The organism is Microbispora sp. CA-102843 (assembly GCF_050936215.1).
Lineage (GTDB): Bacteria > Actinomycetota > Actinomycetes > Streptosporangiales > Streptosporangiaceae > Microbispora.
Genome location: NZ_JBNJNF010000001.1, coordinates 969,495 through 995,817, shown reverse-complemented (window position 1 = coordinate 995,817; position 26,323 = coordinate 969,495). Strand labels below are relative to the sequence as shown.

Sequence of the window (26,323 nt, the reverse complement as noted above, 5' to 3'; positions counted from 1 at the left end):
GCCGCTACCTGAGGGTCAGGACCGGCTCCCAGGCCTCGGCCTCCAGGCTGTTCTTCCTATAGGCCGAGAGCTGGACCATGCCCTCGCCGTCGACATTCACCAGGACGAGGCCGTTGTGGAACTCGTTCCCGCACGTGCCCGCGCAGCCCAGCGCGACCAGGCGGCGGTCGTCGGCCCAGGCGAGAAGCTGGAGCACCTGCTGACGGCCCACGATCTCGCCCGTCGAGAGCTGGGTGACCTGGGTGGGCATGCCGTCAGGGCCGGCGCGCAGCGTGCCGTCGGGCGACACGCCCGCCTTCGACTCCCTCGCGACGTACCCATCAGGCGCGTCGTGCGGGCGGCCTTCCAGGTCCAGGAAGGCGTCGGGCCACTGGGAGAGGCTCCGCTCGCGGATCAACGTTCCGTCGCTGCTCCACGTGAAGTCGCGCCTGACATTGCTGTTGTCGGTCCAGCAGGGATCGACGGCGTGGAAGTCCCCCGCCGTCGCGGTCGCCACGTCGACGACGTAGAAGCCGGTGCGGCTGGTGGAGATCATCTGGAACGGCGGCTCCTGGGGATCCTCCGGCGTCGCCGCGACCCGTGCCGGGCACCGCCGCTCGTCGACGGACGTCATGTCCAGGTCGGGGGACTCGTCGTAGGCGGTTGCCAGCAGGCGTGTGCCGTCCGGCGACCAGGCGACGCCGCCCACGGGGTGGTCCACCGGCACCCACGCCCGCACCGTGCGGGTCTCCATGTCGAAGATCCCGATTCTGCGTGCGGGCAGATCCTTCTCCAGCACCGCCGCCCAGCGCAGGCCGGGCGCGACCTCGGTCCAGCCCCACTCGGTCTTCTCGTAGCTCTCCGTCGCCTGGTCGAGGAGATACCACGTGCGGTCCAGCACCTTGCGTCCGGCGACCGTGCGCGACCGCCCCGTGTAGTAGGCGGAGACGGCCACCCGGCCCGCCGCGATCATCGTCTTCGGCGGGGAGTTCTCGGTATCGGCGAGCACGTCCTCCGCGGGGGTCGTCTGCCGGTACGGCTCGACGGGCACCACCACCGGCGGCCCGCCGACCTGCGAGATCGGCTCTTCGGTGAAGAGGGGGATCACGACCAGCGGCACCAGCAGGGCCACGGCCGCCACGACGGCCGCGCACGAGACCGCCCCCGCGAATCTCGTCAGGCGCAGCCGCGACCGGCGGCGCAGCGCGCGGTCGGCGAGGTCGGCGGGAACGCGAACCTCCTGGGACCACTCCGCCAGGGTCTCCTTCAGGATCCGGGGAGTCATGAGATCACCTCACTCAGGCGCAGGTCGGCGAGTTCCGGCGCGGTCGCCCGCAGCCGGGCGAGGGACCGGTGCGCGGTGCTGCGCACGGTCCCCACGGAGCAGCCGAGGACCCGGGCCACCTCGTCCTCGGGCAGGTCTTCGAGATAGCGCAGCACGAGCACGGCACGCTGGCGGGGCGTCAGCCGGGCGAGCGCGCGGCGCAGGATCATCCGCAGCTCGGCCTCATCGGTGCCCGCGCGATCGGCCGGGCGCTCCGGCACGTCGGCCACGCTGGTCTCCCGTTGCCGCCAGGCGAGCCGCCACCAGCTGATCTGCTGCCGGTACATCACCTGCCGCACGTACGCCTCGGGCTCGTCGAGCCGCCCCCACCGGGTGACGACCTTGGCCAGGGCGGTCTGCAGCAGGTCCTCGGCGGAATGCTGATCTCCTCCGGTCAGCAGATAGGCCAGGCGCATGAGCGCCGGCGCGCGGGCCGACACGAATTCGCGGAATCGTCGCTCTTCTGCGGCGTCCACGAGCACCTCCTCGGATTAATGTCTGCCTGTAGACGCCTCGAGCACCGGCGCGCTATGCGTGCGGTTGCCAGTAGGGTGCGTATCCGACCCCACCGAGCTGCGAACAATCGAGCGGAAACGGAAGCCATGACCGAGTGGACGCCCGACGCACGTGAGCTGGCCGACCTGGAGCTGCTGCTGTCCGGGGCGTACGCGCCGCTGACCGGTTTCCTCACCTCGGCCGAGGTGGAGAGCGTGGTCGAGCGTGGTCGGCTGCCCGGCGGGGCGTCCTGGCCCGACCCGATCACGATCGCGCTCCCGGACGAGTTCGGGCCCGGCGACCGGGTGACACTCAGGGACCCCGAGGGCGCGGCGGTCGCGGTGCTGACCGTCGTGGAGCGGGACGGCCACCACGCCGCCGGACAGGTCGAGGCACTCGACGCCCCCGTGTACGGACCGTTCTCCCGGCTGCGCCGTGCGCCGGAGGAGGTGCGCAAGGACCTGCCGGACGGCGAGGTCCTCGCGGTGACCATGCGCGGGCCGCTCGACGGCGCCGCACTCGACGACGTGGTGGCGACCGCCGAGGAACTGGACGCGGCCGTGCTCCTCATGCCCCTCGTCTTCGGCGAGGGCGGCCCGGCCGTGGTGCGCGCCGCGCTCAAGGCGGCCGAGCGGCTCCCCGGGGCGACGGTGGTCGCGGTGCCGCTCGCGCCGCGCGAGGACACCGAGATCGACCTCGAACTCCGCGAGCACGTGGCCCGCAACTACGGCGCCACCGAGCACTACGCCGGTCCCGCGCCGGTCACCATCCCGGGGCCGCCGCACAAGCGGGGGCTCGTGGTGTTCTTCACCGGGCTGTCCGGCTCGGGCAAGTCGACGATCGCCCGGGGCCTGCGCGACGCGCTGCTCGAACGGGGCGGTCGCACGGTCACCTACCTGGACGGCGACGTCGTGCGGCGGATGCTGTCGGCGGGGCTCACGTTCTCGCGCGAGGACCGCGACCGCAACATCCGCAGGATCGGCTTCGTGGCCGCCGAGGTCGCCCGCCACGGCGGCCTGGCGATCTGCGCGCCCATCGCGCCGTACGCCGCGACCCGCGACGAGGTGCGGGCGATGGTCGAGGAGGTCGGCGGCGACTTCCTGCTCGTCCACGTGGCCACGCCGCTGGAGGAGTGCGAGCGCCGCGACCGCAAGGGCCTGTACGCGAAGGCGCGGGCCGGGTTGATCCCGGAGTTCACCGGGATCTCCGACCCGTACGAGGAGCCGGAGGACGCCGACCTCGTCCTCGACACCACGGACATGACGATCGAGCGCGCCGTCGGCGCCGTGCTGAACCTCGTCACCTCGGGCGGCTGGGTCCGCTGAGGCGTCCGAAGCTCAGGAGGGCGGCACCGGCGTCGACGTGAAGCGGGGCAACCCCCCGAGCCGCACGAACGCCCGGGTGGCGCCCGGCGTGGTGTCGAACCTGGTGTCGCCCCGGGGCGCCAGCGGCGAGTCGAAGTAGACCAGCGCCTTGATCTGGGGGTAGTCCCCGATCTGGCGCTGGACCGACTCGAAGAAGTCGCGCTTGAAGTGGGGCGCTCCGGACCGCTCGAAGGCTCCCCACTCGGCGATCATGATCGGTTTGGCCGGGAACCTGGCCTGCATCCACCGGTAGAACCCGGGCCAGCCCGGCGCGTCGGGCCGGGTCTTGTCGACCAGCCCGGCGAAGTCGCTCACCCGGTCGTCCGCGTACGGGTCGAAGGCCACCCAGTCGACCACGTCGTCACCGGGGTAGAGCCTGCCGAACCACGGCTTGATCGCCCAGTTGGGCGCGCCCATGTAGGTCATCACGGTCACCGCGTTGCGCACCCCCTGTTGCCGCAGGCGGATCACCACGTGGCGGTACATCGCGACGTAGTCGGCGGGTGAGTATCCCCCGCCCTCGCGCACGTCGTTCTCGGGCTCGTGGTGGATCGTGAGGAAGAACCGGCCGGGGAAGGTGCGCCGGATGTGCTCGGCGAGCCGGTCGACGCGCCCGTCCACCTCGCCGCGCGCGACCTCGGCCCAGGTGTGGTCGAGCGCCGGTTTCCAGTTCACCAGCAGCAGGCGGGGCCCCTTGGCGATCTCCCGCTCCTCGGCGGTCGGGAAGAGTTCGCCGCCGCGGTGGTAGACGTGCACGATGTCGGCCCGGCGGCCCATGCGCCGTTCGGCCATGTCCACCGCGCGGATCGGGCCGCGTCCCGAGAAGACGTCGGGCGCGATCCCCCACCACGCCCCGCACGTCGGGATGAGCTTGTCGGTGACCGCGCAGGCGACCGGCGCCGTCCCGGCGCCGCCCGGCACCCGCCCGCTCGTGGCGGTGCCGGTGCAGGCCGTCACACACACCCCCGCCACCAGTACGGCCAAGCCGGCGATGAGTCTCATCGCGCCCCCTTCCTCGGCAGACCACGCAATGAACGGATGGGCAAACACCATCCCATCAATCCCCGTTGCTTTGGAGGCCGTTTCCCCATCTCACGTGTACGGAAATATCCGTTTTCATCGGCTAATTGAGCGGCCATTGCCTGACGCGAATTCCGCAATAGGCGGGGACGAAACTCCATGGCGGCTTATAGTTCGAGACCGGATCCCGCCGGACCGCCGCCGGGACCACGAACGCGCCCGGCCGCCCCTACCTCGTCCCAGGGGCAACCGGTGGCCGCGGCCGCGTGACGAACGAGGGCACGGGGAGTTCCATGAGCCTGCCGCCGCACAGCCGCGACCTCTCTGAATACGGTTCCGTGCTCGGGCGCAGGCGCCTGGTCGCCACCGCCTGCCTGCTCGCGGGAGTGGGCGGCGGGGCCGCGGCGCTCGCGGTGACCCCCGAGCGCTACACCGCGGTCGCCCAGGTGCAGGTGCTGGCGACCGGCGCGCAGGAACAGTTCAACGTGCCGAGTTCCCGGCAACGGGAAACGCTCAACCTCGACACCGAATCACAGGTCGCCCGATCGGCGGTCGTCTCCGCCCTGGCCGCCGCGATTCTGAAGAATCCGGACCCGGAGGAATTACGGGAGCACGTGACAGTGGACGTTCCCCCCAATTCCGCCATTCTCTCCATTTCTTACTCGGCGTCCGATCCCCGGGCCGCGGCGGCGGGAGCCCAGGCGTACGCGGATGCCTACCTGCGCAACCGCGCCCGCGCCGCCGAGGACGCGATCGGCGCCCAGCTGAAGCTGATCGCCGCGCGGCTGCGCGAGGTCGAAGGCGATCTCGACGAGGCCACCGCGACCCGGGGGGCGACCGCCCAGACCGCTCAGACCATGGCTGCCCAGACCGCGGCGGCGCCGGGAACGGCCCGGCGGCAGGCCGTGCTCGCCCGGCAGGTGTCGGACCTCACGCTGCGCTACGACGCGCTCAAGACCGTCGCGGTGACGCCGGGCACGGTGATCAGCCCCGCCAGGCCGCCCGCGCGGCCGGCACATCCGAGCCCGCCGCTCTTCCTCGGCAGCGGCCTGTTCCTCGGCGTACTCGCCGGGGCGGGGGCGGCGTTCGGCCGCGACCGGCTGGACACCCGCATCCGCACCTGCGCGGACATCGAACGATTGTGCGGCCTGCCGCTGCTCGCCGAGCTTCCGGCCAGGCCGGATGCGGCGTTCCTCGACGAGATGGCCGCCGCCGTGGCCACGTCCCTGGGCGGCGGGCCCCACCGGCTGCTCCTCGAAGGCGTGGGGGCAGGGAGCCTCAAAGGCATGGGGGCACAGCGCACGGCCAGGTCGCTCGCCAAGGGCCTCGGCTCCGCGCTGGCGCATCTGGTGCCGGTGACGGTCGTGACCGGCCGGTCCGCCCATCCCGACGCCGTCCTGCTGCTGGTCGGCCTGCGGCGGACGACTTCTCCGGAGGTCACCCGGGCCGTACGGCAACTCGCCCGGCAGGGCGCCCGCGTGCTCGGCGCCGTCGCCGTGCCGCCGGGCTTCGTCGCGCCCGTCCCCGAGACGGCGGAGTGGGGCGCATGAGGGCGTCGGCGGCGGCGTGGCCGATCGCGGCGTTCCTGCTGGGTTATCCGGTCTGGTGGGCGCTCGGCCTGGGCGGGCTGTCGGTGGTGGTGCTGGCCGTGCCGATGGCGGTGGTGCTGGTGCGCAGGCGGCCGATCCGCGCGCCGAAGGGCTTCGGCCTGTGGGCCCTGCTGCTGGCGGGCTACCTGGTCAGCGCGCTCGCGCTCGCCGAGACTCCGGACGGCACGTACGGCGAGTTCGCCGCCGGCCGGGTCATCGGCTACCTGATGCGGCTGGCCGTCTATGTCTCACTCCTGATCATGGTGCTCTACCTGGGCAACCTCACCCATGACGAGCTGCCGCAGCGCACCTTGGTCAGGTGGCTCGGCGTGCTGTTCCTGACGGCCGTCGCGGGCGGGCTGCTCGGCGTGCTCGCACCGGGCTTCGCGTTCACCTCGCCACTGGAGATGGCGCTGCCGCCGTCGATCGGCGGCAACCCGTTCGTCGCCAACCTGATTCACCCCACGGCGTCCCAGATGCAGCACGTGCTCGGGCACGCCGCGCCGCGCCCGGAGGCGCCGTTCGAGTGGGCCAACGCGTGGGGCAGCGACGTCTCGGTGCTGGTGATCTGGTTCGTGGTGGGCTGGTGGGCCTACGGCGGGCCGTACCGGCGGGTTGCGGCCGTGCTCGCGCTCGCCGCCGCCGCCGTCCCGGTCGTCTACTCGCTCAACCGGGGCCTGTGGATCGGGCTCGGGATCTCGGCGGCGTACCTGGTGATCCGGGGCGGACGCCCCCTCCTGGCCGGAGCGGTCGCGGCCGTCACAGCGGCGGCGGTCCTGCTGTCGCCGCTGAGCACGATCGTCGCGCAACGGCTGGACAACCCGAACAGCAACGGCATCCGCGCGTTCACGGTCGCGTCCACCGTCCGGGCCGCGGCCGCGTCGCCGGTCATCGGGTATGGCAACACGCGCAACGCGTACGGCAGCCACCGCACGGTCACGACGGGCCGCAGCGCGTGGTGCGTGGAGTGCGGCCATCCCCCGCTCGGCAGCGACGGGCAGCTGTGGCTGCTGCTGATCAGCCAGGGTTTCGCGGGGGCCCTGCTGTACGTCGCCTTCTTCGCCGGTGCGGTGCGGCGCTACTGGGCGGACCGGACGCCGATCGGCAAGGCGGGGACGCTCGTGATGATCCTCGTGCTGCTCTACATGTTCGTCTACGACGGGCTGATCAGCGCCCTGACCCTGTATCTGATCTCCTTCGCCCTGCTGTGGCGCAACGCCGCCGTGGCACCGGACCGGGAGGACGCGCGATGAGAGACGCGGCCGATCGTCTCGGCTACCTGGATGAGGTGCTGCCCCTGCTGTTCCCCCCTGCCGGGCCAGGCGCCCGGCAGGGCGTCCGCAGCGTGCTGCCGCACCGCCTCGTCCCCCGGCGGGTCGTCCCGCGCGCGTGGTGGCACACCGCGCTGGGCCGCCGCCTGCCCGTCGGCGGCGGGACCGACACGATCGAGACGCACCTCAGCGACGTCCTCGCCCGCCGGATGCGGGTCGTCGTCCACGTCAGGCCCGCCCGCCGCGCCAACCGCAAACCGATCCTGGAGGCGTACGACGAGTCGGGGCTCGCGGGGTTCGTGAAGATCGGCGACTCTCCGCGGGCCAGGCGGCTGGTGCGATACGAGAGCGAGGTGCTGCGCATGCTCGCCGGGCGGCCGTTGAAGGTCGTCGTGCCGCCCGACGTGCTCTATCACGGCGTGTGGCAAGGCCTTGAGGTGCTGATGCTGTCGCCGCTGCCCGTCGCCTCCCGCCGCGTGCCCGCCCGCCTGCTCACCTCGGCCGCACGGGAGATCGCCGCCATCCGCCCGTACGACGAGGAGACGGGCCCTGCGGAGCGGTCCGGGGAGGCGGCGGCCTGGCACGGCGACTTCACCCCCTGGAACGTCGCCGCGGGGGCGGACGGGCGGCTGCTCGTGTGGGACTGGGAGCGGTTCGCGGTGGGCGTGCCGCTCGGCTTCGACGCCCTGCACCACTTCTTCCACCGGGCGCTGCGCCGGATGCCGCCTCCGGTCGCCGCCCGATCCTGTCTCGCCCAGGCGGGCGGGCTCCTGGAACCGTTCGGCGTCGACGTGGCCCTGGCCCGCCGTACGGCGGTCCACTACCTGGTCGCCCTGGCCGAGCGGCACCGCCGCGACGGCCACGAGCCGCTCGGGCCGCCCGCCGTCTGGCTGAACCCTCTCGTCGATCACCTGGAGTTCCTGCTTTGAGGTCCACGCTGAAACACTCGGCGCACGCCGTCTCGCTCGCCGCCGGGAGGGCGACCAGCGCGGGCAGGGTGCTGCCCTCGTTCCTGATCATCGGGGCCCAGCGGTGCGGCACGACCTCGCTGTACCGCGCCCTGTCCCGGCATCCGCTGGTCATGAAGCCGGTGCTGCGCAAGGGCGTCCACTACTTCGACATGGCGTACGAGCGGGGTCTGCCCTGGTATCGCGCCCACTTCCCGCTGACGTCCAGGGCGCAGGCGCTCCGATTCCGGTGGGGCCATGCCCCCCAGGCGTTCGAGTCGGCCCCTTACTACCTGTTCCATCCCCTGGCGGGGGCCCGCATCGCCCGAGACCTTCCCGGGGTCAAGCTGATCGTCTTGGTCCGGGACCCGGTCGAGCGGGCCTGCTCGGCCCACGCGCACGAGCTGGCACGGGGATTCGAGACGGAGCCGTGCTTCGAGCGCGCCCTCGCGCTGGAGCCGGAGCGCCTCGCCGGCGAGGCAGAACGGCTGCGGACCGTCCCCGGGTACGCGAGCCACGCGCACCGGCACCACGCCTACCTGGCCCGGGGACGCTACGCCGAGCAACTGGCCCGGCTGGAGCCGCTCGTGGGGCGCGACCGGATCCTGGTCCTCGACAGCGGACTGCTGTTCCGCGATCCCGGCGCCGCGTACGACCGGGTGCTCGGGTTCCTGGGACTGCCCCGGCTCGGCGGGGTGGAGTTCGAGCGGCACAACGCCCGGCCGCGGGAGGCCATGCCCGCGTCGGTCTACCGGCGGCTTCGCGAGCATTTCGAGCCGTGGGACGCGCTGCTCGTCCCGTGGCTGGGAGCGGTGCCCTCGTGGCGGCGCTGACCGGCCTGTCGCGACCGGGCGGCTTGATGCGACACGGAGCCGCCGGTCTGGCCACGGCGGGCGCCACGGCGGGCGGGCAGTTCGCGCTCGTGCTGGTGGTGACGCGGTCGCTCGCCCCGGCGGCCGCCGGGGCGTTCTTCACGGCCACCGCGCTGTGCCTGATGCTCGCGGGCGTCGTCCGCCTCGACACCGGCAACGGTCTCGTCCACACCCTGGCCCGCAACCGGTCCGTCGACGGCACCGGCCGGGATGGGCGCCGGCGGCTGGTCCGCGGGGTCCTCGCGCCGGTGGCCGCGCTCGCGTCCGTGACGGGGGCCGGGGTCGCCGTGGCGGCCGGACCGCTGGCCGGCCTCACCGGCGTGCCCGGCGGCGTCTGGGTCGTGCTGGCCGCCGCCCTGCCGTTCGTCGTCCTGTCGGACGTGCTGATCTGCGCCACCCGCGGCCTCGGCACCATGCGGCCGACGCTGCTGCTCGCCGGGGCCGTCCAGCCGCTCGGGCAGCTCGCCCTCGTCGCCGCGGCCGTGCTAGCGGGGGCACCGCCGCCGATGCTGGCCGCCGCCTGGGCGCTTCCCTCCGTGGCCGGCGCGGTGCTGGCCGCCGTACGGCTGCGCGGGCTCGGGCCGTACGACGTGGGCGAGGTGGGCGCCTTCTGGCGGCACACCGCCCCGCGGTCGGCCGCGGCGGCCGTGCAGTCGGTGTTCCAGCGGCTCGACGTGGTGATCGTCGCGCTGCTCGCGGGGCCCGCCGCGGCGGCCGTCTACACGGCGGCGACCCGGTTCAAGGTGCTGGGGCAGCTCGCCGGTCAGGGGCTCGCCCAGGCCGCGCAGGCCCGGCTGGTCAGGGCCCTGGCCGAGGGCGACCTGGACGGCGCCCGCGCGCTGTACCGGACGACCACCAGGTGGCTGGTCGTGCTCACCTGGCCGCTCTGGCTGGGGTACGCGGCGCTCGCACCGTGGCTGCTGCCGCTGTTCGGGCCCGCCTACGCCGGCGGCGGCGCGATCGCGCTCGTCCTGTCGGTCACGATGATGGTCGCGACCGCCTGCGGCATGGTCGACGTCGTGCTCGTCGCGGGCGGGCGTGCGGCCGCCAGCCTGGCCAACGTGGTCGCGGCCGTCGCCGTGACGATCGCCCTCGACGTGCTGCTCGTCCCCGCGTACGGCGCGCTGGGGGCGGCGCTGGGCTGGTCGGGCGGCGTGCTCGTGAAGAACCTGCTGCCCGCCGTCCAGGTCCACCGCCGCTACGGCCTGCGCCCCTTCGGCGTAGGCCGCTCGGTCAAGGCCGCGAAGGCGGCGTCATGACCGCCGGGCCGCCGGTGCTGGTCACGGGTCTGCCCCGCAGCGGCACGAGCTGGGTGGGCCGGATGCTCACGGCGAGCGGCCGGCTGGTCTACGTCAACGAGCCGCTGAACCCGCAGCGCCCGCCGGGCCGCTCCCCCGGCGTGCTCGACGCGTCCGTGACACACCGCTTCCAGTACCTCTGCCCCGACAACGAGACGCCCTGGCTGGCGGCGTTCTCCCGTACGGTCGCGCTGCGTTACAACTGGTGGGCCGAGATCCGGCGCAACCACGGGCCCGGTGACCTCGCGCGGATGGCCAAGTACGGCACGGCCTTCACCCTCGGCCGCCTGCTGGCCAGGCGGGCCCTGCTCGACGACCCGTTCGCGCTCCTGTCCGCCGAGTGGTTCGCCGGCCGCCTCGGCTGCCGCGTGGTCGTCGTGGTCCGCGACCCCGTGTCGTTCGCCGGGAGCTGGCAACGGCTCGGCTGGAGGGTGGACGTGCGCGAGCTGCTCGGCCAGCCCCTCCTGCTGCGCGATCACCCGTACGTGGCCGAGCTCGGACCGCTCGCCGGGAACCGGGACCTCGTCACCGGAGCGGCGATGTTGTGGCGGGTCGCGCGACGGGTCACCGACACGGTGGCCCGGCGTGCCGCCGGCATCAGCGTCGTGCGGTACGAGGATCTGTGCGCCGCGCCCCTCGACGGCTTCCGCGAGCTGTACGACTGGTGCGGCCTGCCCTGGACCGGCCGCGCCGCCCGCCGGATAACCGCCGCCTGCACGTCCTCCCAGGCCGCGACCCGCCCCGCCTTCGCCTGGACCGGCCTGTCCCGTACGGCCTACCGCCCGATGGACTCCCGGCGGGCGCTCACGTCGTCCTCCCTCCCCCACGAGGACGCCGCCCGCGTACGGGCCCTCGCGTACGACTGATCGGCGTATCGCTCCCGCTAGCCGAGGGTGGTGCCGCCGAGGGATGCGAGGAGGGCGCGCAGGGTTCCGGCCAGGTGGTTGGGCACCAGCACCGACGTTCGGGAAATGCCACCGTTCCACCGGCGGCGGAAGTAGGCTGTTTCCCGAACGATACGAGGGCTGGAGAGTAGATGGAGTCGAGGGCGCGGCCTCAGAACGAGGTTGAAGTCCTGAAGGCCGGGATCGCGGTGCTGAAAGACCGGTTGCCGACCGGGTGGGACGTCCGGTCGCGCAGCCACGGCAGCGTCCCCGATGCCGGCTTCGACGCGCTCTGGGAGGTGACCGCACCAGATGGAAGCACGGTCGTGCTAGTGGTGGAGGCCAAGCGCCTGGTGGAAAGGCGCGACACCGCCGCACTGCTTCAGCAACTGAGCACCTCCACAGGAGCCATTCCAGGCAGCCGTGGGGTTGTCGTATCCAGATACCTGTCGCCGCCGGTGCGTGAGCGGCTCTCCACTGCCGGCCTGTCCTACATCGACGCGACAGGCAACATACGTGTGAGTGCGCCTCGGCCTGGACTTTACATAGCGGACCGAGGGGCTGACCGCGACCCGTGGCGCGGTCCCGGCAGACCGCGCGGAACGCTGAAGGGCGCTCCTGCGGCCAAGATCGCACGTGCGCTGCTGGACCATGACAAATCGTGGGCGATCCGCGAATTGGTTGACATCGCAGGCGTTTCCACGGGGTCGACTTATCGGGTGGTCGAGTTCCTCGAGGCAGAGGGCCTCGCGACGCGAAACAGTTCAGGCGCTGTCATCGTGCCCGACTGGGTTGCACTTCTGAGGCGATGGAGCGAGGACTACGGGTTCGTGCGGAACAGCCGCGTCACCCGCTGGATAGCACCGAGAGGTCTATCGAACCTCCTGCAGCGGGCGGCGGGAAGCTCTGTTCGCTACGCGGTAACCGGAACCTTGGCCGCCGCTACGTGGGCCCCCTACGCCCCCGCCCGCTCGGCGATGATCTATACACAGGACGCCAAGCGATCCGCGCAGCTTTGGGATCTCCGCCCTGCCGATGCCGGGGCGAATGTCATGTTGGCCGAGCCCGAAATCGACGTCGTCTTCGCTCGCGGCCTTGCCGATGCCGCCGGCCTGATGATCGCAGCGCCATCCCAGGTCGCCGTTGACCTGATGACGGGTCCTGGGCGCAATCCTGCCGAAGCCGAAGAACTCATCGAATGGATGACGCGCAATGAATCCTCCTGGCGTAGATAGAGGAGACCTCCTCGTTCGATCTCGCTCCGCGCTTCTTGATGCTCTGGCCGCTCTGGATGCACATCGCAACGCCGTGATCGTGATTGGCGCGCAGGCCATCTATCTGCACACCGCGCGAAGTCCCGTCGCGCTGGCCGAGACGACGAAAGACAGCGATATCGCACTCGATCCGAGGGCGCTGGAGGACGAACCCCTTCTGGAGCGGTCCATGAGCCGTGCGGGGTTCTACCGTGACCCCCTCGGTGGACAGCCTGGCGCATGGCTGAACTCTGAGGGCATTCCTGTCGATCTGATGGTGCCCGAAGCTCTCGCAGGACCCGGCACGAAGAACACACGAGGAGCGCGCATCCCCCCGCATGATCGGCGTGCTACTCGGCGTGCTCGAGGTCTCGAAGCCGCCGTCATCGACAACATGGTCATGGACGTCACCGCGCTCGACCCGGACGATGACCGGACGTATCGGGTCAAGGTCGCTGGGCCTGCGGCCTTACTGGTGGCCAAGCTTCACAAGATTTCCGAACGCGTATCTGTTCCTCACCGGCTCAACGACAAGGACGCACATGACATATACCGCGTCTTGATCGACACCGACACCTCCCAACTGGCTGCCGCCTTCAACGTCCTACTCAGCGACCCCATCAGCAGCGAGATCACTGACCAAGCCGTCGAGTATCTGACTGCACTGTTCGCACCGGGGCCCGACGCACTCGGCGCGAGGATGGCGGGACGCGCAGAAGAGGGCATCGGTGAACCTGAAACTGTTGCCTTGGCAACGTCCCTCCTCGCCGCCGATCTCGTACAGGCCCTGCAGCCCGGCTGAAGCACACCGACTGCGTCTCCCCGGGGAGCCGACCTGCATCCGGGCCGGGTTCTATGCCGCAGACACCGGTTCTGCCCTCTGAAGACCAATACCGGTCAGCATGTTGGGCTCCACCAGCAGATTTTGTATGCGGTGCAGGTGCAGACCACGCCCCCGATCGGGCAACCACCAGCCTTGAACAGCGGCATCGAGCTAGCCGAGGGTGGTGTCGCCGAGGGATGCGAGGAGGGTGCGCAGGGCTCCGGCGAGGTGCTCCCGCTCCCCGGGGTCCAGCGACGCCAGCAGGCGCGCCTCGTTCGCGACGTGCGGTTCCAGCACCTGGTCCACGAGCGCGAGGCCGCGGTCGGTGAGCCGGACCCGGATCGACCGCCGGTCGTCCTCGTCCGGGATCCGCTCGACCAGTCCCTTGCCCGCCATGCGGTCGATGCGGTTGGTGATCGCACCGGAGGTCACCATCGCCGCCCTGTTCAGCGCTCCCGCCGTCAACTCGTACGGCGGGCCGGACCGGCGCAGCGTCGCGAGCACGTCGAACTCCCAGCGCTCCAGGCCGTACGCGGCGAAGAACTCCTTCAGCTCCCGGTCCAGCAGCCGCGACAGCCGGGCGATCCGGCCCATGACCCCCATCGGCCATACGTCCAGGTCAGGCCGTTCCCGCGCCCACTGCGCCATCAGCAGATCGACGGCGTCACCCATGGCGACCCCCAAACACTAAGTATCTCAACATTAATCAGTTTGACGTCGATGCGAGTCTCATGCTGTTATTTCAACGTTGAGATTATCAATGAGGAGCAATCTCCATGGGCACGTTCGCCGCATCTCGGTCCGGTTCCGCGCCGTACGCCGGAACGCTGGCCCTCACCGCGCTCACGCCGCTCGCCTGGGGCTCGACGTACGCCGTGACCACGGAGTTCCTGCCACCCGACCGCCCGATGTTCACCGCGGTGATGAGAGCGCTGCCCGCCGGGCTGGTACTGCTGGTCATCTGCCGCGTGCTGCCGCGCGGCGTCTGGATCTGGCGGGCGGCGGCGCTCGGCGTGTTGAACATCGGGGCGTTCTTCCCCTTGCTGTTCCTGGCGGCGTACCGGCTGCCCGGCGGCGTCGCGGCCGTGCTGGGCGCGGTGGGCCCGCTGTTCGCGCTCGTCTTCGCCGCCCTGTTGCTCGCCGAGCGTCCGACCGTGCGCAAGGTGCTCGCCGGCCTCCTCGGACTGCTCGGGGTCGGGTTGGTCGTCCTGCGCGCCGAGGCGCGGCTGGACATGGTCGGCGTGCTCGCCGGGCTGGCCGGGGCCGCGTCCATGTCGGCCGGGACGATCCTGACCAAGCGCTGGGGCCGCCCCGAGGGGGTCGGAGCCCTCGCCCTCACCGGATGGCAGCTCACCGCCGGCGGGCTGCTGCTCGTCCCGGTCGCCCTGCTCATCGAGGGCGCGCCACCGGCGCTCAGCGGCGAGAACCTGCTCGGCTACACCTATCTGGGCATCGTCGGCACCGCCATCGGCTACTGGATCTGGTTCCGCGGAATCTCCCGGCTCCCCGCGACGTCCGTCGCCTTCCTCGCACTGCTGAGTCCGGTTTCCGCGGCCGTCATCGGCTGGGCGGCGCTCGGTCAGGCCCTCAGCCCGGTTCAGCTGTTCGGCATGGTCCTCGCCCTCGGCGGCACCCTGCTCGGCCAGGCCCCGGCCCGGCCCTCCGGGCGCGCCGCGACCCCGCCCGCACCCGTACGGCCCGCGGCCCAGACGGCCTGCCCGTCGCGCTGACACGAAGGAGCCCAATACGCGGAGCGACGAGCGGGACGTGGGAGGATTTTCCCGGCCGTGCCATGCGCGAACTGTGCCATGCGCGAACTGTGCCCATGCGCGAACTGTGCCCATTCGCGACCCAGGACGACCGGAGGACGAGCGCGATGCGCGACGAGAAGATCAGCGATTTCCTGTCCCGCCTCGCCGATCGGGTGCCCGCACCGGGCGGAGGCGCCGCCGCGGCCCTGCAGGCCGCGCAGGCCGCCGCGCTGCTCGGCATGGTCGCGCGCTACACCACCGGCGAGAAGTACGCCGAGCACACGGCCGTGATCGAACGGATCATCGGTGAGACCGACGAACTGCGGTCGAGCGCCCTACTCCTCGCCGAGGACGACGCGGCGGCGTTCACGGCGGTCACCGAGGCGTACAAACTGCCCAAGGACACCGACGAGGCGAAGGCGGCCCGATCGGCCGCCATCGCTGAGGCGCTGATAGGGGCGGGCAGGGTCCCTGCCGAGGTGGTCGCCGTCGCGAGGAAGGCCGTCGGGATCGCCGAGGAACTGCTGCCCATCGGCAACCGCAACGTCGTCTCCGACATCGCCGCCGCCACCGAGGCCGCGCGGGCCGCGGCGACCACCGCCCGGGTGAACATCGAGATCAACCTCGGGGGGATCAAGGACGAGCGGGCCCGCGCCGAACTGGCCGCCGAGGCGGCCGGGGTGGACGACGTCGCCGCGCGGGCCGAACGGGTCACCGCCGCCGTCCGTGAGGAGATCTCCAAGTGAGCGCCCGCGTTCTGTCCGGCAAGGAGCTCGCGTCGTCGATCCGGGCCGAGGCCGCCGAGCGGGCCGCCGCGCTCGCCGCGGCCGGCGCGCCGCCGAAGCTCGCGGTCGTCGTCGCCACGGCGGACGAGTCCAGCGCCTGGTACGTACGCTCGATCGCCCGTGCCGCCGAGAAGGCCGGCATCATCTGCGACATCGTCGACCTCGGCCCGGAGGCCGCCCCCGGCCTGATCCGCGACAGGCTGGCGTCGCTGAGCGCCGACGACACCGTGCACGGGATCATCCTCCAGACTCCGCTGCCGCAGGGAGCGAAGCTGGAGGACCTGGCCGGTGCGATCGCGTTCGAGAAGGACGTCGACGGCGCCAACCCGCTGTCGCTGGGCCGCCTGGCCGCGGGCCTGCCCGCGTTCGCTCCGGCGACCGCCGAGGCCGTCGTGGCGATCCTCGACCACCACGGGATCGACCTGACCGGCCTCCACGTCGCCGTGGTCGGCCGGTCCACCGTGGTCGGCAAGCCCGCCGCCCATCTCCTGCTGGACAGGAACGCCACCGTGACGGTCTGCCACTCCCGTACGCGGGAGCTGGCCGCCGTCACCTCCGCGGCCGACGTGGTCGTGGCCGCGGTCGGCCGCGCCGGGCTGATCACGGCCGAGCACGTGCGGGCCGGGGCGGCGGTCGTGGACGTCGGCACCAACCCCACCGAGGACGGCGGCCTGGTCGGCGACGTCGACGCGCTCACGGTCGCGGACAAGGCCGGGGCGCTCACTCCCGTGCCCGGCGGGGTCGGCCCGGTCACCACCGCACTGCTGCTGCGGCACACCGTGCGGGCCGCCGACCGCGGCTGAACACCCCGCACCGCCAGACCGCACCAGGTGGGGTCGAGCTCGACGGGATGCGCGCCACCACCGGAGCCTTCCAGGCCACGGTCACCAGCAGCGGCACCAGCAGCGCCGGCGTCCAGGTCAGCCCGAGCGGCTGTGCGACGCGGCCGACGAGCGCCGGAGCGAGCAGCATGGCGGAGTAGGTCATGGTGGTGAGCCGCGAGACCGCGGCGGTCGCGCCCGTGGCGCCCTCTTCTGTGCCCGCCTTCCCGTACGGCGCCTCCCGAAGGACGACGGCGCCGAGGCGGATTTTCGACATCCGGGCGGGACCGGATGTCGATTTCGAGACTCCACCGCGTCGTAGAGGAGAGCGGCCGCGCAGGGCGGCCGTCGTGTCCCGGAGGAGAACCGATGAAATACCTGTTGTTGATCTGCGCGGAGGAGTCGGTCGAGGTCAGCCCCGAGCAGGCCGACCCCGAGCCGTGGCTCGAGGAGACGGAGCGCCGAGGCGTGCGCCTCGACGGGCATCGCCTGTGCCCCGTCAGCGACGCCACGACGGTGCGAGCCGGATTGGTGACCCAGGGGCCGTTCGCCGAGACCAAGGAGCAGATCGCCGGATTCGACATCATCGAGTGCGGCGACCTGGACGAGGCCATCGAGATCGCCTCGAAGCATCCCGTGGCGTCGTACGGCTCGATCGAGGTGAGGCCGTTCTGGCCGGAGTGAGCGACGCCGAGGTCACCCGCGTCGTCGAGGAAGCGTTCCGCGAGGAGTGGGGCCGCGTCGTCGCCACGCTCATCCGGCTGACCGGCGACTGGGACCTGGCAGAGGAGTGCGCCCAGGACGCCTTCGCCCAGGCACTCGCCCGCTGGCCCCGGGACGGCGTGCCGCGCCGTCCCGGGGCGTGGCTCACCACGGCGGCGCGTAACCGGGCGCTGGACCGGCTCCGCCGCGGCACGACCGAGGCGGTGCGGCTGCGTGCGCTGGCTTCGATGCCGCCCGCCTCGGCTTCGGAACCCGGGGAGCCGGAACCCACGGAGGAGGACCGCGTGCCCGACGACCGGTTGCGCCTGATGTTCACCTGCTGTCACCCGGCCCTGCCGCTGGAGGCGCAGGTCGCCCTCACCCTCCGTACGCTCGCGGGGCTGACCACGGCCGAGATCGCCGCGGCGTTCATGGTGCCGGAGCCGACCATGGCGCAGCGGCTGGTCAGGGCCAAGCGGAAGATCCGCAACGCCGGCATCCCCTACCGGGTGCCGCCCGCGCACCTGCTGGCCGAGCGGACGGCGGGTGTGCTCGGCGTGCTGTACGTCCTGTTCACCGAGGGATACTCGGCCAGCGGCGGGCCGAGCCCCGCCCGGCCGGAACTGTCCGCCGAGGCCATCCGGCTGGCCCGGGTGCTCGCCGGGCTGATGCGGGGCGAGCCCGAGGCGCGGGGGCTGCTCGCGCTCATGCTGCTGCAGGACTCACGGCGCGCGGCCCGGTTCGACGAGGCGGGTGACATCGTCACCCTGGAGTTCCAGGACCGCGCGAAGTGGGACCACGACGAGATCGAGGAGGGACTGCGGCTCCTGGACGACGCGCTGGCGCGCCGCCGCCCCGGGCCCTATCAGGTGCAGGCGGCCATCGCCGCCTGTCACGCCACCGCCCTCGACCCGGACGACACCGACTGGCCGCAGATCGCCGGGCTGTACGCACGGCTGGCACGGATGGCGCCGTCTTCGGTGGTCGAGCTGAACCGGGCGGTGGCCGTGGCGATGGCCGACGGCCCCCTCGCCGGTCTGCGGCTGGTCGACGAACTGCGGGCGGGCGGCGAGCTGGCCGGGCACCACCTGCTCGCCGCGACCCGTGCCGACCTGCTGCGGCGGCTGGGCCGTACGGCGGAGGCGGCGCAGGCCTACGGGGAGGCCCTGGCTCTCGCGCCGACCGACGCGGAGCGCCGCTACCTCGCCCGCAGGCTTGCCGAGACCGGTGGGACCTGACGGGCGGCGTGGTCGCTCGGGCCCTGCCAGCCGGGCACTGCCGCCAGTCGCTGGAGACGACCGTCGCCCCGAGGCGGCCCAGCATCCTGGTCCGAGCCAGCGCCTGCCCGGAGAACGCTTCAGTTCGGAACGTGTTCCGAAGTACTATGAGGCATGACCATGCCGACTGTGCCGTTCTCCGACCTGTCGAAGCACTCGAAGCGCGTCGCCGAGACGGTCGAGCGGGTTCATCGCGTGCACATCAAGCGCCGCGATGGAGAGGACCTGTTCATCTCCACCGCCCGGCATGACCGGCAACGGGAGGAGACCGCCGAAGTGGCCGCCCGTATGGTCGCGGCGCTCCTTGCCAGCGACGAGGGCACCCGTGCCGTGCTGCACGCCCTTCCCGTCGTCTTTCCCTGGGTTCGGCACCTGGACGACGACGAGAGACAGCAGTTCGTGCGGGACCTTGTCGACGCCACTTACGACGCGATCGACCTGGATGTACACGCCACGCTGCACCGGGTCATCGTCGAATGGCGGGCGACCGCCCGGATTCTGGCCGATCCGGCGTTGACCGCACAACTCACGCGCGCGCTGCCGGACGAGGACCACGGCGAGGTGTTCGCGCCGTGAGTCCGAAGCGCGGAGATGCCGTTGCTCCGCCCGCGGTCGGCGACGAGTGGCACCTTCGATTCGCCACCAGCGAGGCCGCCAAGGGCTGGAGCGACCTGTGCGCCGAGGCGGCCGGGAACACCAGGCGCTGTTTCGAGGCGTTACGCGCGGACCCGTTGTCACAGAAGGATCCGGACCGGCAACACCGGCTTCGTGGCCGGCTGGCCACCGGCTCGCTCGGTGGCCGCGACTACCCCCAGTGGGAGTACGAAGTCACCGCGGGCGGTCGCGTTCGCTACCTGGTCGACGAGCCCCGGCGAACTGTCCACCTCGTCTACGCCTCCACACGCCACCCCAAAGACACCGACGTCTGAGAGGCTCGCCGTTCATGGGGTGGCCATGACGGCGTCATGCCGTGGACGGAAGATCGGTTTCGAGATTGTCTACCTTCAGGCCCGTTATTGCTTGGAGGTACAAAATGCGCAAATTTGCGCACATTGTCGCCGTGGCTGCTGTCGTCGCCGCGGGCTCCGTGGCCGTCGCCGGGACGGCATGGGCCGAGGCGCCGCCCGGTGACAGGCCGGCCGCCCCGCCCGGCTACCAGACCACCGTCCCCGGCGAGTCGGTCGAGGCGGCCCGCACCGACCGCGTGATCGCCCCCGGCATCGTGCTGACGTCGTTCGACACCTTCGGCCGTACGGGCTGGACCCGCACGCACGTGCTCAACGCCGACCTGGCGGACGACCGGGTGGACGTGGGCATGGTCGGCGGCACGCTGACCGAGACGCGGGCGCTGTCGAAGTCGGCGGATGCCGCGGGAGCCGTGGCGGCGGTCAACGGGGACTACTACGACATCAACCAGACCAACGCGGTCATCGGTCCCGAGGTCAGGGACGGCCAGGTGCGCAAGGCGACCACCCAGCCCGCCACGGTCGCCTCGGTAGGCGAGGACAAGATCGCCCGGCTCGCGAGCGCGCTGCTGGAGAGCACGGTGACCGTGGGCGGCACGAACCACCCGGTCGCCTCGCTCAACTCGGCGTCCCTGCCCGCGAACACCGTCTCCGTCTTCACCGACCAGTGGGGGCCCGGCCTGCGCACGCTGATCGGCCACGCCACGCCCGTCACCGAGCTGGTCGTCTCCGGCGGCGTCGTCACGGCGGTGAACGACACGGTCACGACCACCCCGGTGCCTGCCGGAGGCCTAGTTGTCGTGGGCGTGGGGAACGCGGCGGCCCCGCTCGCCACCGCCAAGGCCGGTGACCCGGTGACGCTCGCCACCGGCCTGCGCACCGACTCCCCCGCCAAGCTGCGCACCGCCCTGGGCAGCGGAGCGGTCCTCGTACGGGACGGCCAGGCGATCGACTTCCCGCCCTCGACGGGCAACGACGCGCCGAAGCCGCGTACGGCGATCGGCTGGCGCGACGGCGGCAGGCGGCTCCTGCTCGTGACCGTCGACGGCTCGGCCAACTTCTCGGCCGGTCTGAGCTTCGACGAGACGGCCAAGCTCCTCGTACGGCTCGGCGCCGACGAGGCGTTCATGCTCGACGGAGGCGGCTCGTCCGATCTCGTCGCCCGCACGCCCGGGGACTCCGGGGTGAGCGTGGTCAACACCCCGTCGGACGGCGGTGAACGGCCCATCCCCAGCGGGGTGGGGCTGTTCGCGGCGAAGGGATCGGGAGCCCTCAAGGGCATCGCGGTGCGCACGAGCGCGCCGCGCGTCTTCCCCGGGCTCACCCTCGGCGTCTCCGCCGCCGGGTACGACGAGTCGTACGCCCCGGTCGCCCTCGGCGGCGGCAAGGACGGCAAGGGTGGTAAGGACGGCACGGTCCGCTGGGACGCCGGGGAGCTCGGCACGGTGCGCGACGGCGTGCTGCGCGCCGAGCGTTCCGGGGAGGGCGAGATCGAGGCCCGCTCGGGGCGGGCGCACGGCGCGGCGGACGTCCGCGTGCTCGGCTCCCTGTCCACCGCCGCGTTCACCACCACGAGCCTGACCCTGGACGCCGGAGGCTCGGCCGTCGTAGGGGTCACCGGCACCGACGCCGACGGCTTCGACGCGCCGATCGCCGCCCGCGACGTCGACCTGGACTACGACGCGGCCGTGGTGAAGGTGGAGCCGCGGGACGACGGGTCGTTCACGGTCACCGGCCTGGAGGCGGCCGACGGCCGAGGCGCCGTGGTCACCGCGACCGTCCAGGGCAAGGTCGCGCACCTGCCCGTCGCCGTCGGGCTGAAGCGCGGGTCGCTGGCCGAGTTCGACGGCGGCGAGCCCTGGGGCGTCTCGACCGCCAAGGCCACCGCGTCGGTGGCGAGCGTCGACGCCGCGGACCGCCCCGGCGCGGCGGCCGGCAACCAGGCCCTCGCCCTCACCTACGACTTCACCGGCACCTCCGGCACCTCGGCGGCGTACGCGGTGGCCAAGCCCGGCCCGCTCACCCTGCCGACCGGCACCAGGCGGCTCGGCATGTGGGTGTACGGCGACGGCCGCGGGCACTGGCTGCGGGCCACGCTGCGGTCGCAGGGCACGACGAACGTCCCCTTCACCTTCGCCTCCGTCGTCGACTGGACGGGGTGGAAGTGGGTCGAGGGCACCCTGCCCACCGGCTTCACCGAGCCGATCACGCTGCTCAATGTGTACGTGGTGGAGACGTCCAACCTCGCCAAGGACGCGGGGCAACTCAGGTTCGACGGACTCACCGCGCTGGTCGGGCAGGATCTCGCCACCGGCGACGCCCAGACCCCCGATCCGTTCGTCCTGGAGCAGGCCGACATCGACCGCTCGCGCTGGCGGTTCGCGATCATGTCCGACCTGCACGTGGGCGCGGCCGGGGGCACGACGTCGTTCGCGGCGCAGCAGGCGGCCGCCGCGCTGAAGCAGGCCGTCGCCGCGAAGCCCGACTTCATCGTGATCAACGGCGACTTCGTGGACAACGACACGCCGGCCGACTTTGCTCTCGCGCAGGAGATCCTCAAGGCCAACGTGCCGGCGGACCTGCCGGTCTACTGGACGCCGGGCAACCACGAGTCCGGAGCCACGGCGACGGGGACCCTCGACAACTTCCTCGCCACCGGGCGGCCGGCCCACCAGGTGTTCGACCACAAGGGCACGCGCTTCATCCTGCTCAACACCACCCTCGGCGGGCTGCGGGCGTCGGACTGGTCGCAGGTGCCTGAGCTGCGGCAGGACCTGGAGGCCGCGACGAAGGACAGGTCCGTGAAGTCGGTCGCGGTCGTCTTCCACCACCCCCTCCGCGATCCCTCGGGGGCGGGCGCGTCGCAGTTCTCCGACCAGCGTGAGGCGGACCTCGTCGAGAAGTGGCTCGCCGACTGGCGCGAGTCGTCGGGCAAGCCGGTCGCGCTGTTCACCGGCCACGCCCACACCGCCGCCGCCACGAGGTCGGACGGCGTGCTGGAGGTCACCACGCCGCCGGTGGGCAAGACGCCCTACAGCTCCCCCGACAAGGGCGGATTCTTCGGGTGGGACCTCGTCGGCGTCGATCCCCGGCCCGGTGAGGTCGAGGCGGGCCGTCCCAGCCCGGAGACCCGCGACTGGGTCGTGGCGCGGACGAACCCGCTGATCGACAAGATCGCCCTGTCGGCGCCCGGCACGCTCGCCCCGGGCTCCTCGGCGGCGGTCTCGGCGACGGGCAGCACCAGCGGCGCCAACCTGACGTTCCCGCTGGCATACCCGGCCAGCGTGACCTGGAGCGGCGACCGCGCCCTCGCCGTGGCCGAGTCGGCCGCGGACGCGAAGAAGGCGGCACGCCGCCACGACGTCGTCGCCGTCCTCGACGTGTCCACGCACACGCTGACCGGCGTACGGCCCGGCCAGGCCACCCTCACGGTCACCTCGGGAGGGCAGACCGCCTCGGCCACGATCACCGTGGCCCAGTAGAACCGTGGCCCAGTAGAAGCGGAACAGTCACGAGCGGCGGGCCGGTCTCCCTCACCGAGGGCGGCCGGTCCGCCGTTCCCTCATCCGCGTTCGCGGCCGCGACAGGCGTGACAGCGGTCCGCGACGACGGCCGCGGCTCGCCTATCCGCTACATTTCGCTCTGAAGCCGCAAGAACGGACTCCCCATGAACGTCGCCCTGTGGGTCATCGCCGGCCTGCTCACCCTCGCCTTCCTCGTCGCCGGGGTGATGAAACTCGCCCAGCCGAAGGACAGGCTGGCCGTGTCCGGCATGGCCTGGACCGAGGACTTTTCCGCGGGCGCGGTCAAGGGCATCGGCGCTCTCGAGGTGCTGATCGCCTTCGGCCTCGTCCTGCCCGCCGTCACGGGCATCGCCCCGGTGCTGACGCCGCTCGCCGCGCTCGGCATCGCCCTGATCATGGCCGGAGCGGTCGTCGTCCACGCCCGCCGCGCGGAATCCCAGGTGATCGTCGTCAACCTGGCGCTCCTGGTGCTGGCCGCCGTGGTCGCGTGGGGCCGCTTCGGTCCGTACGCCTTCTAATCTCTGCTTCGCGACCCGAAGGCCCTGCGCAGCAGGGCACCTGCCAGGAGGCGGAGAGCGAAGGGAAGGTCGTCGACCAGGTAGCGGCGGGCGAGCCGCTGGGGCTCGCTGATCAGGCGGAACAGCCATTCGAGCCCGTGGTCGCCCATCCAGCCCGGGGCCCGGCGCACCGATCCGGCGGCGAACGCGATGGCCGCGCCGCATCCCACGAACCAGGTGCCCGGCAGGTCGGCCCGCAGCTCCGCGATGAGCCGGTCCTGCCGGGGGAACCCGAGACCCACGAAGACCAGGGACGGCCGCGCGGCGACGAGCCGCCCCCGCACCTCCGCCAGCGCCGCCGCGCTGGTCTCGAACCCGTACGGCGGAGCGTGGACCCCCGCCACGACCAGACTCGGATGCCGCCCGCACAGCGCGTCCCGCGCCGCCTCGGCGACGCCGGGCGGTCCCCCGATCAGGTAGACGGGCAGGCCGCGGGCCGCGGCGGCCCCGGTCAGCGACCAGATCAGGTCGGCTCCCGTCACCCGTTCCGGCAGCGGACGCCCGAGCAGGCGCGACGCCCAGACCAGCGGCATGCCGTCGGCCACGGCGAGTTCGGCCGCGTCGATCAGCGCGCGCAGCGAGGGGTCGCGGGCGGCGGCACGGCAGATGTCCACGTTCGGCGTGACGACGTGGCCGCCCGTGCCGCGCTCCAGCGCGGTCATCACCCGCGCGACCACCTGCGCCTCGGTGAGCGGGTCGAGCAGCACTCCGCCCACGCGAACCCTGCCCACGCGAACCCTGCCCACGCGAACCCCGGCACCCCGTGCCCCGACACCCCGTGGGGCGGCCACCCCGACCCCGGCAACCTGGGCCCCGGCAACCTGGGCCCCGGCCACCTGGGCCCCGACCGCCTCGGACCACTGCCTCACCGGCGTCTCCGGGTCCACGGCCGCCGTACGCGCCGGCGCGGGCTCGGCCATCAGATGCCGTGGCCGCGACGGTGAAGGGCGTGCACCACGGCGCGCGGGCTGACCAGCCCCCCGGCGACCGCCAGCGCCACCGCCGCCCGCGGCTCGCCGGGCCGGGCGGAGAAAGCGCGCAGCGACCAGCGGGCCGCCTCGCGACGGCGGCCGAGGGCGGCGTGGCAGAAGGCGAGCTGCCCGTAGACGCGGGCCGCGCCCCGCGGTTCCGCGGCCAGCCCGGGATGCCGGGCGAGCATCCACTCCAGCCCCGCGATCCGGTCGGCCCAGCGCCCGACATAGTGCGAGGAGCCCCAGCGCACCCGCACGAGCGGCCGGTCGACGTGGACGATCGGATGCCGCCAGGCGGCCCGCAGCGCGAGGTCCCAGTCCTCGTTCTGGCCGGCCGGCGCGCTCTCGTCCACCCATGTCGAGCCCCGGCGGAACAGGAACGTCGAGGAGTGCACCATCATCATGCGCGAGCGGGTGAGGTGCCGGTGGGTCACCCGGCCGGTGCCGGCCAGCCGCGGCACCCGGCGGTCGCCGTACTCGACCTCGACGGCGCAACTCGCGAAGCCGGCGTCGGGCTCCTCCGTCAGCGCGGCGACCTGGGCGGCCAGCTTGCCGGGCAGCCAGAGGTCGTCGTCGTCGCAGAAGGCGACGAAGTCCGTGCCGAGCACCGAGATCCCGGTGTTGCGCGCACCCGGCAGGCCGGCAGCCCGTCGGTTGTCCAGGACGCGGACGCTCCGGACCGCCTCCGAGCACGCCGTAGAACCGGCCACGGAACCGGCGACGAGGGAGGCGGGGGCCCCGTCGGCCACGACCACCACCTCGACCCGGCCGGCGTACTCCTGGGCGAGCACGCCGGTCAACGCGGCTCGCAGCGGGCCGGGCCGGTCGCCCCGGGTGGGGATGACGACGCCGACGGACGGCCTCATCGCCGGGCTCCCGGGCGGTAGACGAGGCGATAGCCGTAGAAGAGAAGAAGCGGGAGGGTGATCGCGGTGACCAGCCACCGCTGGGGCCGGGGCAGGGGCGCCGGACGGTGGCGTATCTCGACCGGGCCCACCGAGAAGCGCATCGGGTTGCCGGAGACGGTGTGCGCGACGCCGAGCAGCGCTTCGCGGTCGTCCAGGAAGGCGAGCCCGCCGGTGGGAAGTCCGAGCCGCGCGGCCAGGCGTCCCAGGGTCGCGCCCGGATCACGCACCAGGTCCTCGTGACGCACCCGGACGACCTGCACGCCCTTGCGGCGCAGCACTTCGAAGGCGAGGTTCTGGGCCAGCCAGTGGACGGCGGTGCGCGCGGGCGTCCAGCGGGTCATCGGCCGCCCGTCCTCGGGCCTGCGCACCCTGCGCCGCCACGACGCGGCCACCGCCCGCGGGTCGCGCACCACCTGCACGACCCGCATCTCCATGATCGCTGCCAGGCAGTACGCCAGGGAGGCGTGTTTGCTGGAGTCGACGACGACCTGGGCGTCGGCCACCTCCGCCGCCGCCGCGTAGATGCGGGAGTACGACCGGACGTATTCGGCCAGTTCGGCCTCACGGGTCGCGAGCCCGAGGGCGAGGACGGGCACGCGGCGGGTCCTGTCGACACGGGCGCGCAGGCCGGGCAGCCACCCCGCCTGGCTCTGCCGCCACTGTCCGAACGCGCGGGCGCCCACCTTGGTCCAGAACGGGCACTGGGAGAACCGCTGCCCGCAGCCGCAGGGCTCGTCGGCGCGTACGCCGCGGTCCCACAGGTGGACGACCTCGCCGAGCGGCGCCACGCCGGGCACCTCGCCGAGGAGGCGTTCGACCAGAGTGCTCCCGCTGCGCCCCAGGCCGCCCACGAAGATCACCGGCTGAGCGTCGGCCACGTATCCTCCACGTATGGATGCGAAACGTGACGACCCTAGCGCGGAGTGTAATCGTACGGCCGCCA

At 72.6% G+C, this 26,323-nt stretch carries 26 protein-coding genes; 18 read left to right on the top strand and 8 right to left on the bottom strand.

Translation table 11 applies throughout. The features are described from left to right. Window positions 1-4: 4 nt before the first annotated feature. Together ACQEVJ_RS04650 and ACQEVJ_RS04645 are read right to left on the bottom strand one after the other, a co-directional pair. A complete protein-coding gene (locus ACQEVJ_RS04650; RefSeq protein WP_433097507.1) occupies window positions 5-1,264 on the bottom strand; it encodes a hypothetical protein in 1,260 nt (419 codons plus the stop codon). Then, on the bottom strand, window positions 1,261-1,779 hold the full coding sequence (locus ACQEVJ_RS04645; protein WP_433097506.1) for a SigE family RNA polymerase sigma factor: 519 nt from the start codon (window positions 1,777-1,779) through the stop codon (window positions 1,261-1,263). The genes ACQEVJ_RS04650 and ACQEVJ_RS04645 overlap by 4 nt, the downstream gene beginning before the upstream one ends. Here ACQEVJ_RS04645 and cysC point away from each other — a divergent pair. Continuing rightward, on the top strand, window positions 1,681-3,123 hold the full coding sequence (gene cysC, locus ACQEVJ_RS04640) for an adenylyl-sulfate kinase (RefSeq protein ID WP_433097504.1): 1,443 nt from the start codon (window positions 1,681-1,683) through the stop codon (window positions 3,121-3,123). The two genes, ACQEVJ_RS04645 and cysC, sit on opposite strands and share 99 nt — an antisense overlap. 12 nt (window positions 3,124-3,135) lie before the next feature. Here cysC and ACQEVJ_RS04635 read toward each other — a convergent pair whose 3' ends face one another. Then, complete coding sequence (locus tag ACQEVJ_RS04635; RefSeq protein WP_433097502.1) at window positions 3,136-4,164, bottom strand: glycoside hydrolase family 26 protein; 1,029 nt, start codon at window positions 4,162-4,164, stop codon at window positions 3,136-3,138. 311 nt (window positions 4,165-4,475) lie between these two features. On the opposite strand from ACQEVJ_RS04635, the gene ACQEVJ_RS04630 reads away from it, so the two are divergent. The 8 genes from ACQEVJ_RS04630 to ACQEVJ_RS04595 all read left to right on the top strand — a co-directional run bounded on the left by ACQEVJ_RS04630 (window position 4,476) and on the right by ACQEVJ_RS04595 (window position 13,098). Beyond that, window positions 4,476-5,732 (top strand): hypothetical protein, encoded by a 1,257-nt coding sequence (locus ACQEVJ_RS04630; RefSeq protein ID WP_433097500.1) that lies wholly within the window; start codon window positions 4,476-4,478, stop codon window positions 5,730-5,732. Further along, a complete protein-coding gene (locus tag ACQEVJ_RS04625) occupies window positions 5,729-7,024 on the top strand; it encodes a hypothetical protein (protein ID WP_433097498.1) in 1,296 nt (431 codons plus the stop codon). The genes ACQEVJ_RS04630 and ACQEVJ_RS04625 overlap by 4 nt, the downstream gene beginning before the upstream one ends. Continuing rightward, window positions 7,021-7,971 carry a hypothetical protein gene (locus tag ACQEVJ_RS04620; RefSeq protein ID WP_433097496.1) on the top strand — a complete coding sequence of 317 codons (951 nt, stop codon included), beginning with the start codon at window positions 7,021-7,023 and terminating at the stop codon, window positions 7,969-7,971. Before ACQEVJ_RS04625 ends, ACQEVJ_RS04620 begins: the two co-directional genes overlap by 4 nt. Next, on the top strand, window positions 7,968-8,822 hold the full coding sequence (locus tag ACQEVJ_RS04615; protein WP_433097494.1) for a sulfotransferase: 855 nt from the start codon (window positions 7,968-7,970) through the stop codon (window positions 8,820-8,822). Before ACQEVJ_RS04620 ends, ACQEVJ_RS04615 begins: the two co-directional genes overlap by 4 nt. After that, window positions 8,789-10,120 (top strand): lipopolysaccharide biosynthesis protein, encoded by a 1,332-nt coding sequence (locus tag ACQEVJ_RS04610; RefSeq protein WP_433097492.1) that lies wholly within the window; start codon window positions 8,789-8,791, stop codon window positions 10,118-10,120. Before ACQEVJ_RS04615 ends, ACQEVJ_RS04610 begins: the two co-directional genes overlap by 34 nt. Continuing rightward, window positions 10,117-11,025, top strand: a complete 909-nt coding sequence (locus ACQEVJ_RS04605; RefSeq protein ID WP_433097490.1) for a sulfotransferase domain-containing protein — start codon at window positions 10,117-10,119, stop codon at window positions 11,023-11,025. The genes ACQEVJ_RS04610 and ACQEVJ_RS04605 overlap by 4 nt, the downstream gene beginning before the upstream one ends. A 170-nt stretch (window positions 11,026-11,195) precedes the next feature. Next, window positions 11,196-12,278 (top strand): hypothetical protein, encoded by a 1,083-nt coding sequence (locus tag ACQEVJ_RS04600; protein WP_433097488.1) that lies wholly within the window; start codon window positions 11,196-11,198, stop codon window positions 12,276-12,278. Between the two features lie 73 nt (window positions 12,279-12,351). Beyond that, entirely contained in the window at window positions 12,352-13,098 is a 747-nt protein-coding gene (locus ACQEVJ_RS04595) for a hypothetical protein (protein ID WP_433097486.1), read from the top strand. Between the two features lie 192 nt (window positions 13,099-13,290). Here the strand turns inward: ACQEVJ_RS04595 and ACQEVJ_RS04590 are convergent, their stop codons facing one another. After that, window positions 13,291-13,791, bottom strand: coding sequence for a MarR family winged helix-turn-helix transcriptional regulator (locus ACQEVJ_RS04590; protein WP_433097484.1), 501 nt, complete (start codon window positions 13,789-13,791; stop codon window positions 13,291-13,293). Window positions 13,792-13,895: 104 nt separating this feature from the next. Between ACQEVJ_RS04590 and ACQEVJ_RS04585 the strand changes: the two genes are divergently transcribed. The 3 genes from ACQEVJ_RS04585 to ACQEVJ_RS04575 all read left to right on the top strand — a co-directional run bounded on the left by ACQEVJ_RS04585 (window position 13,896) and on the right by ACQEVJ_RS04575 (window position 16,458). Then, window positions 13,896-14,849 (top strand): EamA family transporter, encoded by a 954-nt coding sequence (locus ACQEVJ_RS04585; protein WP_433097482.1) that lies wholly within the window; start codon window positions 13,896-13,898, stop codon window positions 14,847-14,849. A gap of 146 nt (window positions 14,850-14,995) precedes the next feature. Further along, complete coding sequence (locus tag ACQEVJ_RS04580) at window positions 14,996-15,616, top strand: cyclodeaminase/cyclohydrolase family protein (RefSeq protein ID WP_433097480.1); 621 nt, start codon at window positions 14,996-14,998, stop codon at window positions 15,614-15,616. Further along, window positions 15,613-16,458 (top strand): bifunctional 5,10-methylenetetrahydrofolate dehydrogenase/5,10-methenyltetrahydrofolate cyclohydrolase, encoded by an 846-nt coding sequence (locus ACQEVJ_RS04575; protein ID WP_433097478.1) that lies wholly within the window; start codon window positions 15,613-15,615, stop codon window positions 16,456-16,458. The genes ACQEVJ_RS04580 and ACQEVJ_RS04575 overlap by 4 nt, the downstream gene beginning before the upstream one ends. Here the strand turns inward: ACQEVJ_RS04575 and ACQEVJ_RS04570 are convergent. Next, window positions 16,406-16,753, bottom strand: a complete 348-nt coding sequence (locus ACQEVJ_RS04570; RefSeq protein WP_433097476.1) for a hypothetical protein — start codon at window positions 16,751-16,753, stop codon at window positions 16,406-16,408. The two genes, ACQEVJ_RS04575 and ACQEVJ_RS04570, sit on opposite strands and share 53 nt — an antisense overlap. A gap of 92 nt (window positions 16,754-16,845) precedes the next feature. Between ACQEVJ_RS04570 and ACQEVJ_RS04565 the strand changes: the two genes are divergently transcribed. From ACQEVJ_RS04565 to ACQEVJ_RS04540, 6 genes are all read left to right on the top strand, one after another. Then, entirely contained in the window at window positions 16,846-17,160 is a 315-nt protein-coding gene (locus ACQEVJ_RS04565) for a YciI family protein (RefSeq protein ID WP_433097474.1), read from the top strand. Next, window positions 17,157-18,416 (top strand): RNA polymerase sigma factor, encoded by a 1,260-nt coding sequence (locus ACQEVJ_RS04560; protein WP_433097472.1) that lies wholly within the window; start codon window positions 17,157-17,159, stop codon window positions 18,414-18,416. The genes ACQEVJ_RS04565 and ACQEVJ_RS04560 overlap by 4 nt, the downstream gene beginning before the upstream one ends. A 153-nt stretch (window positions 18,417-18,569) precedes the next feature. Further along, window positions 18,570-19,031: a hypothetical protein gene (locus ACQEVJ_RS04555; RefSeq protein WP_433097470.1), complete on the top strand. Its 462-nt coding sequence runs from the start codon at window positions 18,570-18,572 to the stop codon at window positions 19,029-19,031. After that, complete coding sequence (locus tag ACQEVJ_RS04550; protein WP_433097468.1) at window positions 19,028-19,384, top strand: hypothetical protein; 357 nt, start codon at window positions 19,028-19,030, stop codon at window positions 19,382-19,384. The genes ACQEVJ_RS04555 and ACQEVJ_RS04550 overlap by 4 nt, the downstream gene beginning before the upstream one ends. A gap of 131 nt (window positions 19,385-19,515) precedes the next feature. Further along, a complete protein-coding gene (locus tag ACQEVJ_RS04545) occupies window positions 19,516-22,902 on the top strand; it encodes a phosphodiester glycosidase family protein (RefSeq protein WP_433097466.1) in 3,387 nt (1,128 codons plus the stop codon). A gap of 185 nt (window positions 22,903-23,087) precedes the next feature. Next, the gene (locus tag ACQEVJ_RS04540; RefSeq protein WP_433097464.1) at window positions 23,088-23,462 is read left to right on the top strand and encodes a DoxX family protein; all 375 of its coding nucleotides are present in this window, start codon (window positions 23,088-23,090) and stop codon (window positions 23,460-23,462) included. On the opposite strand, the gene ACQEVJ_RS04535 is transcribed toward ACQEVJ_RS04540, so the two are convergent. From ACQEVJ_RS04535 to ACQEVJ_RS04525, 3 genes are all read right to left on the bottom strand, one after another. Beyond that, window positions 23,459-24,232, bottom strand: coding sequence for a WecB/TagA/CpsF family glycosyltransferase (locus ACQEVJ_RS04535; RefSeq protein WP_433097462.1), 774 nt, complete (start codon window positions 24,230-24,232; stop codon window positions 23,459-23,461). The two genes, ACQEVJ_RS04540 and ACQEVJ_RS04535, sit on opposite strands and share 4 nt — an antisense overlap. A 188-nt stretch (window positions 24,233-24,420) precedes the next feature. Then, window positions 24,421-25,338, bottom strand: a complete 918-nt coding sequence (locus tag ACQEVJ_RS04530) for a glycosyltransferase family 2 protein (protein ID WP_433097460.1) — start codon at window positions 25,336-25,338, stop codon at window positions 24,421-24,423. Next, a complete protein-coding gene (locus ACQEVJ_RS04525) occupies window positions 25,335-26,258 on the bottom strand; it encodes a sulfotransferase family protein (protein ID WP_433097458.1) in 924 nt (307 codons plus the stop codon). Before ACQEVJ_RS04525 ends, ACQEVJ_RS04530 begins: the two co-directional genes overlap by 4 nt. Window positions 26,259-26,323 lie beyond the last annotated feature (65 nt).